General features: G+C 60.5%; 14 protein-coding genes. 9 read left to right on the top strand and 5 right to left on the bottom strand.

What is annotated here, in order from left to right; translation table 11 throughout:
- Positions 1-84 precede the first annotated feature (84 nt).
- The gene (gene leuA, locus ACP4CD_RS18965; protein WP_426992100.1) at positions 85-1,746 is read left to right on the top strand and encodes a 2-isopropylmalate synthase; all 1,662 of its coding nucleotides are present in this window, start codon (positions 85-87) and stop codon (positions 1,744-1,746) included.
- Here leuA and ACP4CD_RS18970 read toward each other — a convergent pair.
- Positions 1,727-2,275, bottom strand: a complete 549-nt coding sequence (locus ACP4CD_RS18970) for a uracil-DNA glycosylase family protein (protein ID WP_426994710.1) — start codon at positions 2,273-2,275, stop codon at positions 1,727-1,729. The two genes, leuA and ACP4CD_RS18970, sit on opposite strands and share 20 nt — an antisense overlap.
- Positions 2,276-2,328: 53 nt before the next feature.
- The gene (locus ACP4CD_RS18975) at positions 2,329-3,096 is read right to left on the bottom strand and encodes an exodeoxyribonuclease III (protein WP_426992101.1); all 768 of its coding nucleotides are present in this window, start codon (positions 3,094-3,096) and stop codon (positions 2,329-2,331) included.
- Between the two features lie 601 nt (positions 3,097-3,697).
- Between ACP4CD_RS18975 and ACP4CD_RS18980 the strand changes: the two genes are divergently transcribed.
- The 3 genes from ACP4CD_RS18980 to ACP4CD_RS18990 all read left to right on the top strand — a co-directional run bounded on the left by ACP4CD_RS18980 (position 3,698) and on the right by ACP4CD_RS18990 (position 8,835).
- Entirely contained in the window at positions 3,698-6,085 is a 2,388-nt protein-coding gene (locus ACP4CD_RS18980; RefSeq protein ID WP_426992103.1) for a TonB-dependent receptor plug domain-containing protein, read from the top strand.
- Between the two features lie 415 nt (positions 6,086-6,500).
- A complete protein-coding gene (locus tag ACP4CD_RS18985) occupies positions 6,501-6,881 on the top strand; it encodes a putative lipoprotein (RefSeq protein WP_426992104.1) in 381 nt (126 codons plus the stop codon).
- A 100-nt stretch (positions 6,882-6,981) separates the two neighbouring features.
- Positions 6,982-8,835 (top strand): hypothetical protein, encoded by a 1,854-nt coding sequence (locus ACP4CD_RS18990; protein WP_426992105.1) that lies wholly within the window; start codon positions 6,982-6,984, stop codon positions 8,833-8,835.
- Between the two features lie 212 nt (positions 8,836-9,047).
- Here the strand turns inward: ACP4CD_RS18990 and ACP4CD_RS18995 are convergent, their stop codons facing one another.
- Complete coding sequence (locus ACP4CD_RS18995; RefSeq protein ID WP_426992106.1) at positions 9,048-9,479, bottom strand: hypothetical protein; 432 nt, start codon at positions 9,477-9,479, stop codon at positions 9,048-9,050.
- A 344-nt stretch (positions 9,480-9,823) separates the two neighbouring features.
- Between ACP4CD_RS18995 and ACP4CD_RS19000 the strand changes: the two genes are divergently transcribed.
- The 5 genes from ACP4CD_RS19000 to ACP4CD_RS19020 all read left to right on the top strand — a co-directional run bounded on the left by ACP4CD_RS19000 (position 9,824) and on the right by ACP4CD_RS19020 (position 16,295).
- The gene (locus tag ACP4CD_RS19000; protein ID WP_426992107.1) at positions 9,824-11,161 is read left to right on the top strand and encodes a TIR domain-containing protein; all 1,338 of its coding nucleotides are present in this window, start codon (positions 9,824-9,826) and stop codon (positions 11,159-11,161) included.
- A gap of 29 nt (positions 11,162-11,190) precedes the next feature.
- Positions 11,191-12,150: an AAA family ATPase gene (locus ACP4CD_RS19005; RefSeq protein WP_426992109.1), complete on the top strand. Its 960-nt coding sequence runs from the start codon at positions 11,191-11,193 to the stop codon at positions 12,148-12,150.
- The gene (locus ACP4CD_RS19010) at positions 12,147-14,330 is read left to right on the top strand and encodes a hypothetical protein (RefSeq protein ID WP_426992110.1); all 2,184 of its coding nucleotides are present in this window, start codon (positions 12,147-12,149) and stop codon (positions 14,328-14,330) included. Before ACP4CD_RS19005 ends, ACP4CD_RS19010 begins: the two co-directional genes overlap by 4 nt.
- Complete coding sequence (locus tag ACP4CD_RS19015; protein WP_426992112.1) at positions 14,330-15,199, top strand: formylglycine-generating enzyme family protein; 870 nt, start codon at positions 14,330-14,332, stop codon at positions 15,197-15,199. The genes ACP4CD_RS19010 and ACP4CD_RS19015 overlap by 1 nt, the downstream gene beginning before the upstream one ends.
- A 205-nt stretch (positions 15,200-15,404) precedes the next feature.
- Positions 15,405-16,295 (top strand): formylglycine-generating enzyme family protein, encoded by an 891-nt coding sequence (locus ACP4CD_RS19020; protein ID WP_426992114.1) that lies wholly within the window; start codon positions 15,405-15,407, stop codon positions 16,293-16,295.
- 558 nt (positions 16,296-16,853) lie between these two features.
- Here the strand turns inward: ACP4CD_RS19020 and ACP4CD_RS19025 are convergent.
- Together ACP4CD_RS19025 and ACP4CD_RS19030 are read right to left on the bottom strand one after the other, a co-directional pair.
- The gene (locus ACP4CD_RS19025) at positions 16,854-17,015 is read right to left on the bottom strand and encodes a hypothetical protein (protein ID WP_157197825.1); all 162 of its coding nucleotides are present in this window, start codon (positions 17,013-17,015) and stop codon (positions 16,854-16,856) included.
- Positions 17,016-17,065: 50 nt separating this feature from the next.
- Complete coding sequence (locus tag ACP4CD_RS19030; protein ID WP_064027360.1) at positions 17,066-17,245, bottom strand: hypothetical protein; 180 nt, start codon at positions 17,243-17,245, stop codon at positions 17,066-17,068.
- Between the last annotated feature and the right edge of the window lie 137 nt (positions 17,246-17,382).

Genomic DNA, 17,382 nt, shown 5'->3' on the forward strand with positions numbered 1-17,382 from the left:
TTCGTCAAAGTAAGATTAGCAACGCAATCGCCTGCGCGTCGGCTTGGCCTATCGTATCGCCAACCGAAACACAGGAGACCAGCGATGCTAAGCAACCCTTCTTTAAAGTACCGACCCTTCCCGCCGGTAGTATTGCCACACCGGCAATGGCCCGACCGCGTCATTACCCGGCCGCCGATTTGGATGAGCACCGATCTGCGCGACGGCAACCAAGCCCTGTTCGAGCCAATGAACGCGGAACGTAAGCTCCGATTGTTCGAGACTTTGTGCGGTATCGGTTTCAAGCAAATCGAAGTGGCGTTCCCGTCGGCGTCGCAGACCGATTTCGACTTCGTCCGCCAACTGATTTCCGAAAACCGAATCCCGGACGACGTGACGATAGAAGTGCTCAGTCACGCCCGCGCGCCGCTGTTGCGCCGCACCGTCGAAAGCTTGCACGGCGCTCGCAGCGCCATCGTGCATATCGTTAACGCCACCTCGCAACCGTTCCGCGAGCTGGTATTGGGCATGAGTAAAGCCCAAATACTGGCGATGGCGGTCGATTCGGTTCACTTGGTCAAGGAATTGGCCGCCGCGAAACCCGACACCGACTGGCAATTGCAATATAGCCTGGAAACTTTTACCGCCACCGAACTGGATTACGCGCTGGCGGTGGCGGACGCGGTGGTCGAAGCTTGGGACGCGACGCCGGATAACAAGATCATTTTGAATCTGCCGTCCTCGGTGGAAGTGGCGACGCCGAACGTCTACGCCGACCAGATCGAATGGATGCACCGCCGCATCGCCCGCCGCGACAGCGTGGTGCTGAGCGTGCATCCGCACAACGATCGAGGTACTGCGGTGGCCGCCGCCGAACTGGCCTTGATGGCCGGCGCCGAACGGGTCGAAGGCTGCTTGTTCGGCAACGGCGAGCGTACTGGCAACGTCGACTTGGTGACCTTGGCCTTGAATTTGTACACCCAGGGTATCGCGCCGGGCCTGGATTTTTCCGACATCGACGCCGTCGCGCGTAGTTTCGAAGCTTGTACCGGTTTGACGGTGCCGCCGCGCCAGCCTTACGCCGGCGACTTGGTGTTCACGGCGTTTTCCGGTTCGCACCAGGACGCGATCAACAAGGGCTTTGCCGCGCGAACGGCGGATGCTTACTGGAACGTGCCGTATCTGCCGTTCGATCCGGCCGACGTCGGCCGTGGCTACGACGCGGTGATCCGGGTCAATAGTCAGTCTGGCAAGGGCGGCGTTGCCCATTTACTGGAACGCCATTACGGCGTCGTTTTGCCGCGCCGCTTGCTGGTTGAATTCGCTCAAATCGTACAGCAACACGCCGACGTTGCCGGCGGCGAAATCGGCCACGAGTTAGTTTGGCGCTTGTTGCGCGAGGCGTATTTAGAGGCGAGCGAACCGTTGCAATATGTCGGGCATCGTTTGACCGATACCGCCGACGGCCAGCGGGTCGAACTGGGTGTACGATGGCACGGGGAAGATCGCCATTTGACCGGCGAGGGTAACGGCCCTCTGGATGCGGCGGTTGCGGCGGTGGCGGTGCTGGGCTACACGTTCACTGTGCGTAGTTACGAGGAACGTTCGCTAGGCGTCAGCCGGCACGGCGGCGACGCCCGCGCTTGCGCCTTCGTCGAACTGGCCGGGCCGGACTCGCGCACTGGCTACGGCGTCGGTATCGACGATAACTTGGTCACGGCCTCGCTCAAGGCGCTGGTCAGCGGTATCAATCGTTTGGTCGGATAGTTTGCCAAGCCGGATGACGTTCGATCGCAGCCAGCGCCTTCGTCAACAGGCCGATGCCCGGCTCGGTGCGGTGCCAGGTCGAGGCGCCGGAGGGATGCGGTAGCGGGATCAGGTCGGCGGCGTGGCCGAAGGCTTCGATCCGATATTGTTCGCCGATGATCGCACTGAGCTTGTCCGCCTTCAGCCATTGCCGGATCGCCAGTTTGCCGACCGGAATAATCAATTGTGGCTGCAATAATTCGATTTCGGCGCGTAGCCACGTTGAGCAATGGTCGATTTCGGCGGGGCTCGGCACCCGGTCGCCGCCGCCGGCCTGTTTGCCGGGGAAGCAGCGGCACACCGCCGCCATGTACACCCGTTGCCGAACCTGCTCTTCGCTTAACCCCAGCCGGCCGAACCAGCCGAATAAGGTTTTGCCGGCGGTCCAGGCGAAGGGCTTGCCGAACTGGCCTTCCTTACCGCCCGGCGCTTGGCCGATCAGCATCACCTTCGACATCACCGGCTGACAACAAACCACCGGGCCGACCATGTCCGCACAGCGCCGGCACGCCAATAAGGCTGCCCTATGCTCGTGCAGCGCGCTCAAGCCAGTTGAAGGTCGATGCCGACCGGACAATGGTCGGAGCCGGTAATCTCCGGCAGAATGAAAGCACTTTGGATGCCGGGCAGCAACGGCTCGCTGGCCAACAGGTAATCGATCCGCCAACCGATGTTCTTTTCGCGGGCGTTGGCGCGGTAACTCCACCAACTGTAGGCTACTTCGTCAGGATGGAAATGGCGGAAGCTGTCGACCAGACCGCGCGCCAGAATGCCGCCGAAGCCGTCGATCTCGGCCTGGGTGTAGCCGGCCGACTTGTTGTAGTTGGCTTTGGGCCGGGCAATGTCGATGGCTTGGTGGGCGACGTTGAAGTCGCCGCCGACGATGACCGGCTTGCGGCTTTGCAGATCGGCCAGATAATCGCCGAAGGCCTGGTCCCAGGTCTGCCGGTATTCCAGCCGGGACAGCCCGTCGCCGGAATTGGGTACGTAGACGTTGACCAAATAAAAGCCTTCGTATTCGGCGGCGATGACCCGGCCTTCCAGGTCGTGTTCGGCTTGGCCGATGTCGCGCAGAATCTGCAATGGCTCCCGTCGGCATAGCAGCGCGACGCCGGAATAGCCCTTGCGTTCGGCCGAGTTGGCGTGAACGTGGTAACCGGCTATGCCGGCCAAGGCTTGGGCGACCTGGTCTTCCTGGGCCTTGGTTTCTTGGAGCAATATGCAATCGGCGTCGATTCGAGCCAGGGTTTCGGCAAAACCTTTGCCTTGCACGGCACGGATGCCGTTGACGTTCCAGGAGACGATTTTCATCGGTAAATAGCCAGGGCGGTTGAAGATCGACCTATTTTAAGGGCTGTAGCGGGCGGAAGCCAGGCGGAAGTGGCATGGCCTAGCCTAGCTTCGGCTTGTCGGCGGTCCATCGGTCTCGTCGATTCGGGTTGTGCAACGCGCTTCGTCTGACAATCACGAGGTAGCCAGACTTTTTGTTTCTTCAAGGTGGCGACATGCGGCATATTGGTCTAATTTTAGAAAATATTAATATACAAATATAGCGATACGTTCCTGCCGTTGCATTATTGCAACCAGTGGCTAGTCGTCGGCGACGCGACGCTAGGCAAGCTGTCGGCCTATATATAGCGTTAGTGTGTCTTATTGTCGCAGGAGGAGGTTTTTGAATGAAATTACGTTAAAAACGTGTGGAAATTCGCCAGTAATCGACTAACGTTAGTTTAAGGCAGCTTTAGCTGTCCGATTGTCTTCACCCCGCCCGGCGGCAAGTGGGGACCGCTTTATGCCAATCGTTTGGGAACCACGCGGACGCGTCATCCAAAACTCATCATTAGACGTGGATTCCGTCGCGATTTGACGCGAGACAGTCGCTGTTTCCAAGCCCCGAGACAAGGACCAGATCATGAACATTCCAGCTTATTCATCTCCCGTTCATTGTGATTCGCAACGTAAAACCTCACGGAGATTATTCCCGTCCGCACTGGGTATCGCACTCGGCTTGTTACCGCTAGTCGCGACGGCGGCGGAAACCGTCGCCGAGCCGGAAATGCCAGGCGAGACCGTGCTCGAACAAGTTATCGTCACCGACAAATTCCCCAGCGTCAAAGCCTTGAACGCCTCGGAAATGGAAGCCGACATTGTCACCAGCAAGCGTGCCGCGATCAGCGATACCGCCAAACTGTTGGAAGACACGCCCGGCGTCAGTCTGTACGGCGCCGGGGGCGTGTCCAGCCTGCCGGCGATTCACGGCCTGAACGACGACCGGGTCAAGATAGACATCAACGGCATGACCTTGACCGCCGCCTGCGCCAACCACATGAACCCGCCGCTGTCCTACATCGACCGCAGCAATATCGGCAAAATCACGATTCTGACCGGGATTGCGCCGGTCAGCCTCGGCGGCGACAGTTTGGGCGGGACTATCTCGGTGAAAACCCCGGACCCGGTGTTTGCCGAACCGGGCAAGGACATACTGCTGGAAGGGAGTGCCTCGGCGTTTTACCGCAGCAACGGCGACGCGTTCGGCGGCAGCATCGCCGCCGCGGTGGCCAACCAATACGCTCGGCTGGAATACACCGGTTCGCACACCGAGAGCATGAATTACAACGACGGTAACGGCAACATCGTCAGTTCCACCGCCTACGAAAACCAAAACCATTCGGCGGCGCTGTCGTTCAAATTCGACAAGCATTTGCTGGTGATACGCGGCGGCCAGCAGCATATTCCGTTTCAGGGCTTTCCCAATCAACGGATGGACTTGACCAATAACGACAGCATCTTCGGCAATATCAGCCACAAGGGCGAATTCGACTGGGGCACGCTGGAAAGCCGGTTTTACTACGAAAGCACCCAGCACAGCATGGACATCGGCGAGGACAAGCACAATCACTTCCTGGACGGCAGCGTCTCCGGCGGCGCCTTCGCACCACCCAACGACCGGATGCCGATGGAAACCCGCGGTCGTAATCTGGGCTATAAAATCATGGCCGAGATTCCGTTCAACAAACGCGACACCTTCCGGGTCGGCAACGAATTTCACGGCAATAAAATCAACGATTATTGGCCGGCGGTGCATGGCGATACCGCCATCGCGGCCAACAACAACGATGCCCGTAGCGCTTACTGGATGATGGCGCCGGAAGCGATGTTGAACATTCACAACGGCGTGCGCGACCGAGTCGGTTTTTTCGGCGAATGGGAGGCGCGTTGGGACGATCATTGGAAGAGCTTGCTGGGCCTGCGTTACGATCACACCAACATGAACGCCGAAAACGTCCATCCTTACAATACCGACTTGTTGAACACCGGGCCGACGTTCTCGATAGACCGGGCCGGCGCGATCACCGCGCTGAACGCCGCGAATGCCTTCAATGCCCGCGACAAGGAGCGCAATTTCGACACCTACGACATTACAGCCCTATTGCAATATACCCACAACGATATGAGTCAGTTCGAATTCGGCTACGCCCGTAAGAACCGGATGCCGAACATGTACGAGCTTTACACTTGGGGGCCGCGCAAAATGGACATGGCGATGATAGGCTGGTTCGGCGACGGCAACGGCTACACGGGCAATCTGAATCTGACCGAGGAAACCGCCCATACCGTCAGCCTGACCGCCGCCTTCCACGAGCCGGCCAACAACCTGTGGGAAATCAGCGCCACGCCTTACATCAGCTACGTCAATAACTTTATCGACGCCGACCGCTGCTCCGGCACGCCGGGTACCGCGGCCGGTTGCGGTACGACCCCGCAAACCGCGACCAATAGCTTCGTCTACCTGAAGTTCGCCAATCACGACGCCCGCTTGTGGGGCGTGGACGTATCCGGCCGCACCCGCTTGTATAAAGATAACAGCGTGGGCGAATTCGCTACCCACACCACGATGAGTTACGTGCGCGGCGAACGCATGGACGGCGGCAATCTTTATCACATCATGCCGTTCAACATGAAGCTGAGCCTGGATCACCGTTTGCAAAGCTGGCAAAGTGCGATCGAAATGCAGTTTGTCGACGGCAAGGACGATGTGCAGGCCATCCGCAACGAAACCACCACGCCGTCCTACATCCTGTTGAACGCCCGCACCGGTTACGAATGGGGCAAGGTCCGCTTCGACATCGGTCTGGATAACGTGCTCGATAAACAATATTACCAACCGCTGGCCGGCAGCTATTTGGGCGACCGTTACGGCATGAACCCAACCGCCGCATCCAACGTCACCGTGCCGTGGGGCCGCAACGTGGCCGGACTTGGCCGCTCGGCCTTTGTCGGAGTTACCATCCGATACTAAGGCCGGCGACACCCCTGTTGTCGTTGCCGTAACAGTTCGAATAGCCCCTCCGGGAGCAATGCTGTTCAGTTAATCCGTTCGCTGAGCGAAGTCGAAGTGAACGGCTGGCTTCGACTCCGCTCAGCCAGCGGCTTACGGTTGAGCCAGCGGCTTGCGGTTCAGCCTGCCGCTTGCGTTGGCTGGAACCGCGCTTAATTTAACGGCATTGCCTCCGGGTCAAGGACCTATCGCTCCTCGACGCCTTTCCGGAGCGTTCTTGCGTAACATGCACGGATGGGGCGAGGGTAGCGAAAACCCGGTCTTGCCCTACGGCCTGTATTGATTCCGGCTCCCGCGACTTTCACCAGAGGGCTTAAATCCCGCCGAGCCAACCGGTATACTGGCGGCCACTCCGGCAATCTGGGATGACCCGCAAATGACACCCGTAAAAGCATTGATTTTGTCCAGCCTGACCGCCTGCCTGTTGGCGGCCTGTTCGTTCTCCGACAGTTCGAAAAGCTCGTCGGACAGCTCCGGCAGCGTATCCGATATGGCGTCCAGCCCGATCAGCTCCAGTTCCGACTCGTCGCGCACCGACCAGGAAAAGTTCGAAGACTCGGTCGCCGACTACACCGCTGAATTCGTGGTCGGCTCGTCCGGCTCGCTGGATACCTTCCGCGCCCACGTCGGCGAACTGGCCGACAAATACGGCATCAGCAACTGGGAAGCCGACCGTCATAGTTATCTGGGCATAGGCCGCGGCTTGAAAAAGCCGATCTCGGCAAGCCGCAAATCTCCGCCTTCACCGAAAGCCTGAGCGGCAAGGACCCGATGAAGCAGCAGGCGATCGAAGACGGGATGAAAAAATAAATCGCCGCGACGTTGGCTTAAGCCGCCGCCGAAGCTGGGCGGCGGCATTGATCTGCCTGGCAATCGCCGCGCCGGCAGCGGCGCGCGAGTTCGAGTTTCTGTACATCGAAGCCAACGAAGGCAGCGCCAGCGGCGGTCACGCCGCGCTTCGCCTGGACGACGCGGTCTATCACTTTCAGCATGTCGAACCGGGCTGGCTGCGCCTGTACCGCGACGATTTCGCCGCCTTCCGTTTTGCCTACGGCTTTCAGGAAAACCGCGCGATTTACCGCCACCACATCGCCGTATCCGAGGTGTTTTTCCAGGACTTGCAACAAGCCTTCAGCCGCACGCAATTGATACAGACCCAGCACTTCGACCGGCTGCGCGCGCTGGCGGCCGACCGCGATTTGCTGCAAGGATTGCTCGAACCGGAGGAGGTCCGGCCGAGTTTGGCTTTGAAGGCCTTGGGCTATTTTCTGGAACGCTACCGCCCAGCCCAGGCGATGCCGGCGGATCGGCCCAGTCCGCGTCTGGCCGCGTTGCGGCAACTCGCGGCGGACCGTTACGGCGCGGACTTTTTAGCTGCCAAACGGCGGCGGATTCGTGAACAACTGCATGCACTGACGCCGGCCCGGCCCGCGCAAAATCCGCCAATCTCCGCCGAACGCTTCGAGGTCGGCGAACTTAGCTTCGGACAACGTTACGAACACCAACTGCTGAATCTGGCCGCGCTCGACGTGTTGCAAGCCGGTCTGTCGCCGCGCCCGGAGACGCTGTTGCAAGCGCGTTTGCCCGAGCTGGCCTTAAACGCGGCGCAAATTCGGACCTTGGAGAGCTTTCGGGAAAACTTGATTGCCGATCTATTAGCCTTGCTCGACAGCCGGCGGCCGGATTGGGGCTATCCGCTGCTGGTCGGCATGGCCAGACTGCACGCGTTGGATGCCAGCATCGCGTCCGGCGAACTGACCGTGTTGGATCGCAGCCTTCAGCGGGAATCCGCGCCGGCCTTGGCCGAAGCGGATTTACCGGCCGCGTTGCAATACGGCCGGGCCTTGCTCGCCGCCGCTAGCCGCCGTTTGACGGACGGCGAGGCGCTGGACGAACGCGGTTACGCCGAAATCGAACGCGGCGCCACCGCACTGCTGCAAGTCGCGGAGCCGGGGCGGCAAACGCCGCCCAAACCGTTGGCGGTACTGACAGCCACGCCGGCCACGCCCGCCGCCGCCGAATTGCTCAGCTTGCCGCTGGCGCCGGAGGCGCTGGCGGCCGAGCTGGCGCTGGCCGAGCGGCGCTTGACCGAATACCGCGCGCAACTGACCGAGCTGTACCGTTACGACCTGCTCGGCCGTAATTGCGTGACCGAGCTGTTTCGGATGCTCAACGCCACGGTCGGCCGAACCGGCGGCGCGAGATCGGCCGAGGCGCTGGCCGATGCCTCGCGGACGCTGCTCGGCGGCTATCTGGACGACAGCGGCGCCAACCGGATTCCGTTCGCGGCTTACGACAGCGTTGGCGCCAGCTACCGGGTAGTTGCCAGCGAGCGCCTGCCGCCGTATCGCGAACGCCAACTGAACCGCCAATACCAAACCGAGCCGGTCTGGCGGGTGGCGTTACGCGAATCCAATGCGCTGACTTCGACGGTGTACGCTTGGCATGGCGACGATGCGGTCTTCGTGTTTTTCACCCAGGATGCGGTCTGGCCCCGGCCCTTGCAAGCCGGCTTCAATCTGGCCGCCGCCGGCGGACAGGCGGCGCTCGGTTTGTTGAGCTGGCCCTGGGATAGCGGCCGAAATCTGCGCAACGGCCTTAAGGGCGCCGCCGTCAGCCTGCCCGAACTGGTGTTTTTCAACATCCGCAAAGGCTCGTTTCCCGGTTTGTTACCGGATGCCGATGCGCTCGCCGACGCGGCGGCGGAGTGAGCGGATCAGCCTAGAAAAATCAGTCGAGCATTCCAAACCCCGTTCCGAGCCCAGTCGATGGGTGGGCGGGATTTGGAATGCTCGCCAAATGGGTGAGGTTTAATATCCGTTCGTGCTTCGACAAACTCGGCACGAACGGATTGACGCGTTCGAACGATTTTTTTAGGATCAGCGGTTAGCCTAGGTTTGCGTCGAACGGCTGCTTAGGCTCGTTATTGACAACTGCCGTCATAGGCGCACGAGATATAGCATTCGGCCGGCGTGCCCAGGCTGGTGTAGTCCGACACCCCCTCTATCGTGCACTCCACGCCGTATATCCAGCCGTTAGCCCCATCGAGATACACCTCGCCGCCGTCGTTTTGGCAACGGGTCGCGACATACTTGGCGGCGCGAGCCAGATTGTAATCGGCGGAATCGCGGCAACCGGGTAACCAAGAAGCGCCACCGTCCCCCCAGCCGCCAAAACCGCCGCCACCTCCGCCGCCCCAGCCACCGAAATCACCACCGCCGCTGCTCCAGCCGCCAAAGTCTCCGCCGCCGTCGCAGCTAGCGAATTCCGGCGCACACCAACCATTGCTTTCCATGGCCATGCCCACCGGACTAATCAAGAGTAAGGACAATATTCCGCCTATTAATCTGTTCATCGTGATACCTCGTCAAAAGCAAAGTTTGGGTTTTCAGGGCGTGATGAGCGTTGCATCGCGTCGGTAAGATTCGAGCAACGGAAACTAAACTCGCCAACGCGACGGCCTAGCCTCGCAACTTAGGGTATAAGCCCAAGTCCCGCGTTGTCTGTGAAGTATTCACTCGATCGGCCGTTGCGGTGGGCGATGTCTGGATTTTGGCCGAGCGAGCGCTGCCGTAAACCTCTCCGTAGTCTGTTAAAAAAGCGCGGAGGAGGTTGAGCATAGGCAGGGCTGTAAACCGATCGGGCTGGCTAGACTTGAGCTAGAATGCGGCCCATTCGAATCCAGGAAATTTCAGCGTCATGGCCACCGACACCCCTCCCAAACGTTTTCGCATCGCCTTTTCGTTTGCCGGCGAAAAGCGACCTTTCGTTGAACAGACCGCGCGGATCTTGGCGGAGAGGTTTGGCGAAGAGAAAATCCTGTATGACGAATATCATGAGGAAGAATTTAGTCGGGCAAGACTCGGGCGCTATCTACCTAGGTTTTATCACGATGAGTCTGATTTGGTCGTTGTTGTTCTTTGCCAAGATTATTTACAGAAAGAATGGCCGGGATTGGAATGGGACGCCATATTCGATCTGATAAAGAATCGCCGTGACGACGACGTTATGTTGACTCGGTTTGACCGCGCGGAAATTGCCGAACTGTACGATGCGGGTTACACAGAGCTTGATGATAAGTCACCCGAGCAATTCGCCACTAAGATTTTAAGACGTTTGGCGCTCAACGAAAGCAAGCCCAAAGATCATTACACCAAAGACCTAAATTTCCAGGCAGCATCAGAAGTCGCTCCAACGCCGTCTCCAACCGTCTGCGCTCATGACGCGACAACCCTTAAAAAGTTGGAAACTAAAGAAGCAGAATCTTTCGTCCAGAGTATTCAGAAATTCCTTCCCCAATATTTTTCGAGCGTTCCAACCCTTCGAAAACCGGCGGATTTAATTCGGTTCTTTTGTGCAAGTCGTAGCGGGGAGGACGAAATCGGCGAGCTCTTCTTTGTGGTTCGGGAGGCGTTACGGGAACAACCGCCAACTCTGAACAGAACAGCGGCGGAAGAGGCGGCTGCTTTGCTTTACTGTATCGCGGCGCGTCAAGCGGTGGATGCGGTAGTCGCCAAGGCAAATATGGAACGTCTGGGTGCCGAGGTCATTGAGGTTCCGTATGATCAGAACATCGTGTGCGCGGTCATCGTCAATGCGCTGTTCGGCGGGACGCTAATTCTGAAGGCGCCGGACCCTGCCGATATTCCAAGCTTACCAAGACCGGAATGGGTGCTCGACACCGACGCCTTACCCAATGGCGAGAACCTGACTGGATCGCTGGAATGCGCGGTATTTAACGCACTATTCAAAAACTCCAAACTCAGCCCTCAACTGTGTTTGGATTCTGATGGCCTGACTGATCAACAAAAGGCTTTGTTAAAAAACCGAATAAAAGACATCAAAAAACGGAACTTGAGCCTTGCCCTGGTGGTGCGCGGCTCGCCGCCATCCGGCGTCGCTGTTGAGGTTTCTAAGAATTACAGTTTGCCTTTATTCTTACCGTCCAAAGAAATCTGCAATGAAATACTGGCAATGGATGCCAACACGCTGATCGCGCATATATTCGAATTATGGGAACTGATGGAAAACATCTAGCCCGACCTACAAGCGATAGGAAATTGTAAATGACGAACCCTTTCTTAAATTTGGTGGAAAAATCCGCTGTTGAATTAGCGTCCAGCGACCGCTTCCCCGCCGCCGGCCACTACTGGAGTCAGCCGGAAATCGATGCGTTGATATTCGCGTTCGCGGCGCGGCGGCCGTTGTTGGTGCGCGGCGAGGCGGGTAGCGGCAAGAGCCAGATCGCGCGGGCGGCGGCCCGGCATTTGAACGGAGGAGAACCCTGGGTCGAAGTGATACATCCGCGCTTCGAGGCCCTGGATTTGCTGTACCGGGTCGATGTGGTCGAGCGCCTGGCCGACGCGCAAATCCAACAGTTGGACAAGACCAATAAAAAATACGTCAAACTCGGCCGATTGTGGCAGGCGGTGCAATGCCTGCAAGACCACGCCGATGCGATTCCGGTACTGCTAATCGACGAAATCGACAAGGCCGACGCCGACCTGCCCAACGCCTTGCTGGACGTGCTCGGCAACCGCAGCTTCGAGGTGCCGCCGCTGGCCGATCTGACGGTGCGCGCGCCCGACCGGCGCTGGCCGCTGATCGTCATCACCACCAACGAAGAACGCGAACTGCCGCCGGCCTTCATCCGCCGTTGCGCGGTGCTGAACCTGAATCCGCCCAAAGCCGATGGGGCCTTCAAGGATTGGCTGATCGAGCGCGGCCGGGTGCATCGCCATCTGGCGATAAGCGACGCAGCCCGCTTGCTGGCCGCCGAGCAAGTGCTGGCCGACCGTCACGTGGCCGAATCGGCCGGCTATCCGAAAGTCGGTCTGGCCGAGTACATCGATTTGCTGACCGCGTTGCACGAACTGACTGAAGCCATCGCGGACCCGCAACAACGCCGGCAAAGCCAAATCGACTGGCTGCAACGCCTGGGCGCCTACGCGCTGGTCAAGCATGCCGAACAGGACCAAGGCCGCGCGCCGCAAATCGCCAGCCAGCCGGCGGCGGACGCCGAGTGAAACCCGCCGGCTTTAGCCCCGCCCAAGGCGCGGTGGCCCGCGCCGATCTGCTGCGCTTATTGGCCAGCGCACCGCGCCCGCTGTTGGTGCTGGACGACGCCGGCGAACACGGCTTGGCCTACCGCGAGCAACCGCGTGCCGAGCCGGCGCTCGCGGCCCAAACCGTGGTGGTACCGGACCGCAACCCGCCGGCCGCGATCTCGGCCAGCCCCTATAAACTCCCGCTGCAAATGCCGTTCGCGCACGTGGTAGCCGAACGGTACACCCGCGAGCCGCCGGCCGCCGAGCCGGACCCAACGCCGCGACTCGCGGTCGAGCCGATTAGCGAGGACGACGCCAAACCCTTGGCCGAACGCCGACTGGTCGATTATGAAGACCTGGTGCCCAAGGCTCGCCTGCTGCCGGCCTTGAAACGCCATCTGGCCCACGATCGGCTGGGCGGGCTGGACGTTTCGACGCTGGTCCGGCAAATCGCCGGGCAGCAACTGCCGCGCCATTTGCCGCGCCGGCGTCTGCAAACCTGGCACCCGCAATGGGTGGTGGTGCTGGATTTTTGCCAGCGGCTGTGGCCTTACCGGCAGGACATGCATCGTTTGGCCGATCGCCTGCTGCGCCAATGCGGCGAGAGCGGCATCTCGCTGCGCATCGTCAACCACGGGCCGCTGAATCCCTGGAGCGACTGGTTGGAAGAACAGCGCAGCCACGGCCCGCTGCCGGCCAAACGGCCTTGGCGGATGCCGGCCGCCGGCACGCCGGTGTTGCTGGTCAGCGACCTGGGCTTGCTGGAAGGCGCGCAGTCGGCCACCCATCACGCCTGGCTGCGCTTCATCGGCCAATTGAGCCAAGCGCAAACTCGGCCCTGGGCCTTGCTGCCGCTGGGCGCGGACCAGCTCGACCGCGATTTGCCCAAGGCGCTGTCGCTGTTACGCTGGAGTCCGGACGCCCGGATGCACCCGGAACGCGCCTTCGGCGGCGATCCGGCCGAGCCGGCCGGCTTGGCCGAGCTGCTGGCGATGGCCGCCGTCACCCGCCGCATCGATCCGCCCTTGCTGCGGGCGATGCGCCAACTCAACCCGCGTGCGCCGCTGAACGCCGGCTTGGAAGGCGCGTTCTGGTGCCACGCCGACGTCGAGGCCGGTGCGGCCGCCCATATCCGCAGCGAAGCCCAGGCCCGCCACCTGGCGCACTTTTCCGAAAGTCTTGAAAAAGTCCATTTGGACCTGGAAGCCTTGCGTTTTAAGCATCACGCCCATTTGCGGGCAGTGCTGAATCACGAAGAAACCTTATTGTGGCGAGCGCACGTGACGGTCGCCGACGCGGATTTACCGGAAGCCGCGCGGCTAAGAGCCCAAGCTGCCGAAACCTTCATGCGGCAACTGGCGAAAACCCTGGATCAGCCGAATGCGCTCGAAACCGCCGGCGTTTGGTGGCAGGTGGCTAGTGACATCGTCAAGCGCGCCGACCGGCGTATGGGCGAAACCTACCCGCAATTGCTGACGCCGTTGGTTTCGGCGATCGCCGAGGCGACCGGCGACCTGACGAGTGCGCCGGATTGGCTCGATCCGGCCGTGCTGGCCGGTTTGCGCGGCGTGGGGTCGGTGCCCTGCCGATTGGTTCGCGACGCCCGGCAACAAGCGATCACGCTGAAATCGGTGCCGGCGAATCCGCCCCGGCAGACCGCATTCGGCGATCCGCTCAGCGTGGATGGCGGCGGCGTGCGGATCGATTGCGCCGGGCGTAGCGCCTGGTTACCGTTGCCTGCGGTGTCCGCGCGGATTTGCAGCCTGAACGACGCCAACGAAATCACGTTGACTACCAGCAGCGAGACCTTGAAACTGCTGCGGGTCGGCAGGCCGCGAGGGGCGGCGGCTTGGTTGGTAGAACAGAGTTGTCTGAGCGTCGTCGCGCCGGACTTTTGCGGCAAGGAATGGCGATGGCGGGATTACGAATTGAAGGTGGCAAAAAATAGCAGCGGTCAAAACGTGCTGATCGAAAAGCAGCTCCGCAAATCGCTGCCGCCGCAAACTAAGGACCAGAGCCGTATCTTTCAGGAAGGCCAATACGCCTCCGGCGTGACCTACTATTTGGACGAATACGGCGTATTGGCCGAATTGCTGGTGGTCACCCCGCATGGCACCGCAGCCCAAAGCTTCCGCTGGATAGAGCCGGGGACTTTTTGATGGGCTCGCCGGACGACGAGCCGGAACGGTATGACAACGAAGGTCCGCGACATCCAGTTTCGATCAGCCGGGGCTACTGGCTGGCCGACACGGCTTGTACCCGAGCTTTGTGGCGGGCGGTGATGGGCAATAACCCCAGCCGATTCAAAAACGACCCGAACAATCCGGTAGAAACGGTCAGTTGGCTGGACGTGCAACAGTTTCTGGAAAAGCTGCAAGTTTTGTTGCCGGGCTGCCAAGCCGAACTACCCAGCGAAGCGGAATGGGAATACGCCTGCCGGGCCGGCACGGCCACGCCGTTCAGTTTCGGCGCCAACATCACGCCGGCGCAAGTCAACTACGCCGGCCATTATCCGTATGCCGGCGGCGAGCCAGGCGAGTACCGGCAACGGACCGTACCGGTCAAGAGCCTGCCGGCCAACCCGTGGGGCTTGTACGAAATGCACGGTAATGTGTGGGAGTGGTGTAAGGATGGACAACGCGAATACGGTGAGGCGGCGCAAACCGACCCGCTCGGGCCGATAGGCCAAGATCAATCCCCTGTGATTCGCGGCGGCTCCTGGTTCGACTTCGCCTGGGGGGCGCGCTCGGCCGACCGCTTCGCGTCCCGGCTCGACTACGCCAACCTCGATCTGGGCTTTAGGCTGTGCCTGAGGTCCATCCGGCCCGGTCAGGCAGCGGGTAGCCCGGCGGGATCGCCTGGTCGAGCGAGCGGAGCGAGCCCCGCGCGCCTCACGGGGGCGACAGCGATCGGGATGGGTTTGCCGACAAACGGGCTGCGAAGTCAAAATCGGCTCCCAAACCGAAACGCTGATCATGACCCTGCACTTTTTCGCGATACCGGCCCTGCAGCCGCAACACGAGTTTAACCGCCGCGCAACCGCCACTGAAGCACTCCCGGTTTTTGCGTATCCACAGCCGGCCGGCAAAACTCAACGGCTGCCGCCGGCTTTAGCAGGCGCCTCTTCCGCGTTGCGAGTGCCGTCGGCCGCTGTTGGAGGCGTTTTATCGGCACCTGATGCATTATCCAGTTTGCATGGGTCACCGACCAATTTTCCAGCCCGGTAATCCGCGATGATAGACCCCGCCCGCTTCCCCGATCCGTTTCCGCCGCCGTTCGCCAATGCCTGGGGGGATGATCGCTTTGGACTTTGGGCGGCCATCGAGGTTGATGGGGGAGATGTGGGTATCGTGAAGCAAATGTTCCGCTGGATAGAACCCGGCACGTTTTTGATGGGCTCGCCGGACGACGAGCCGGAAAGGTATGACAACGAAGGCCCGCAGCACCCGGTGACGATCAGCCAGGGCTACTGGCTTGCAGACACCGCCTGCACCCAAGCCTTATGGCTGGCGGTGATGGGCAATAACCCCAGTGCGTTCAACGATGATCCTAACCGGCCGGTGGAGTCGGTCAGTTGGCTGGACGTGCAACAGTTTCTGGAAAAACTGCAAGTGTTACTGCCCGGTTGCCAGGTCGAACTACCCAGCGAAGCGGAATGGGAATACGCCTGCCGGGCCGGCACCACGACGCCGTTTAGTTTCGGCGCCAACATCACGCCGGCGCACGTCAACTACGACGGCAATTATCCGTATGCCGGCGGAGAGCCAGGCGAGTACCGGGAACGGACCGTGCCGGTCAAAAGCCTGCCGGCCAACCCGTGGGGTTTGTACGAAATGCACGGCAATGTTTGGGAGTGGTGTAAGGATGGGCGGCGCGACTACAGTGCAAAAGTGCAGATCGATCCGCTCGGGCCGACGGGCCAAGATTTACCCCGTGTGATTCGCGGCGGCTCCTGGCGCAACGCCGGGGGTTCGCGCTCGGCCTTCCGCTACGCGTTCCTGCCCGTCCACGTCTACCTCAACCTGGGCTTTCGGCTTTGCCTGAGGTCCATCCGGCCCGGTCAGGCAGCGGGTGGCCCTGCGGGATCGCCGGGTCGGGCGAGCGGAGCGAGCCCCGAGGTTTAGACGCGCTGACCGGTTTGGCGCACTGGAGTACAAACCTAGGTTTGTACTCCGGCGGCGCGATGGGAATGGCCGTCGTGCGCTGTGGGATGGCGACCGGCCCACGCAAACCGGGCGTTAAAAAAGGCGGCCTCCGTGGTGTTCACCCCGCCTATGTTAGGAGCAACCAAGGCTTTCGGCTATGCCTGATGTCCATCCGGCCCGTTGAGGCAGCGGGTGGCCCGGCGGGATCGCCGGGCCGGGCCAGCGGAGCGAGCTCCGAGCCGAGGTTTAGACGCGCCGACCGGGTTGGCGCACTGGAGTACAAACCTAGGTTTGTACTCCGACCACGCGTGGCGAATGGCTGTCGTGCGATGGGGGGCAGGCGAAGCAGGCGCAAAAAAGGCGGCCGCCGGTGGGTGGTCGCCTTAAGGCTGTCGTCCTTGGATGAATCGGTGGATGTTGCCTCGGGCCGGTGACGCTCCGACCTGGGCCGGTGCGATGTGCCGTTTGAGTTAGAGTGTAGCCGGACCCGTTTCAATCGTTAGGTCTACTCGCTTGAATTCGTTAAATTTTGCCGGTTTATGTGCTGGTTTTCACATTCTTCTGGCCAGTCGGTTGGTCTGCCGTGGCGGCCGGGGCGTTCATCGTCGCCAGAAACACGCCGATCACGATCATGATGGCGGTAATCCCGTAGCGTTTGAATGCAAGAGCGGCGGTCTTGGCTATTTTGTCGAGCGGCATGGTTGTTCTCCGAAAATGGTTTGGTGGCAGCGAGCGCCGGATAGGGCGCGTTACAGGTGGCGTAGCGGCACGCCCTTGGTTTTGGGACGCGGCGCGGTGAAGATGTCCATGGCTTCGCTGAGAATTTGGTCGCACAGCGCGCACAGATCGCCTTCCAGGTAGATTTGTTCGCAGCGGGATAAACGGGTGCCGCAACGGCGGCAGCATTTGGTTTTGGCTTGGGTTTTCATGGCGGTTTCTCTCTCGATGTCGGTTTGTCGATAGTCTGGAAGACTGGTTAAGTCTGTCGGTACTGTTATCGCAAGACGAGTGCCAAATTTGACCGAAATGCTGGGTATTTTTTAACTGTTTGATATTTTTGTATTTT

The organism is Methylomonas stagni, from assembly GCF_050154735.1.
GTDB classification, from domain to species: domain Bacteria; phylum Pseudomonadota; class Gammaproteobacteria; order Methylococcales; family Methylomonadaceae; genus Methylomonas; species Methylomonas koyamae_A.

Bases quoted from the DNA above. Each gene is read 5' to 3' on its own strand.
- ACP4CD_RS18985 (WP_426992104.1), top strand. From the start codon at position 6,501: ATGACACCCGTAAAAGCATTGATTTTGTCCAGCCTGACCGCCTGCCTG.
- ACP4CD_RS19020 (WP_426992114.1), top strand. From the start codon at position 15,405: ATGATAGACCCCGCCCGCTTCCCCGATCCGTTTCCGCCGCCGTTCGCC.
- ACP4CD_RS19030 (WP_064027360.1), bottom strand. From the start codon at position 17,245: ATGAAAACCCAAGCCAAAACCAAATGCTGCCGCCGTTGCGGCACCCGT.
- ACP4CD_RS19025 (WP_157197825.1), bottom strand. From the start codon at position 17,015: ATGCCGCTCGACAAAATAGCCAAGACCGCCGCTCTTGCATTCAAACGC.
- ACP4CD_RS18995 (WP_426992106.1), bottom strand. From the start codon at position 9,479: ATGAACAGATTAATAGGCGGAATATTGTCCTTACTCTTGATTAGTCCG.
- leuA (WP_426992100.1), top strand. From the start codon at position 85: ATGCTAAGCAACCCTTCTTTAAAGTACCGACCCTTCCCGCCGGTAGTA.
- ACP4CD_RS18980 (WP_426992103.1), top strand. From the start codon at position 3,698: ATGAACATTCCAGCTTATTCATCTCCCGTTCATTGTGATTCGCAACGT.
- ACP4CD_RS18970 (WP_426994710.1), bottom strand. From the start codon at position 2,275: ATGGTCGGCCCGGTGGTTTGTTGTCAGCCGGTGATGTCGAAGGTGATG.
- ACP4CD_RS18975 (WP_426992101.1), bottom strand. From the start codon at position 3,096: ATGAAAATCGTCTCCTGGAACGTCAACGGCATCCGTGCCGTGCAAGGC.
- ACP4CD_RS19015 (WP_426992112.1), top strand. From the start codon at position 14,330: ATGGGCTCGCCGGACGACGAGCCGGAACGGTATGACAACGAAGGTCCG.
- ACP4CD_RS19000 (WP_426992107.1), top strand. From the start codon at position 9,824: ATGGCCACCGACACCCCTCCCAAACGTTTTCGCATCGCCTTTTCGTTT.
- ACP4CD_RS19005 (WP_426992109.1), top strand. From the start codon at position 11,191: ATGACGAACCCTTTCTTAAATTTGGTGGAAAAATCCGCTGTTGAATTA.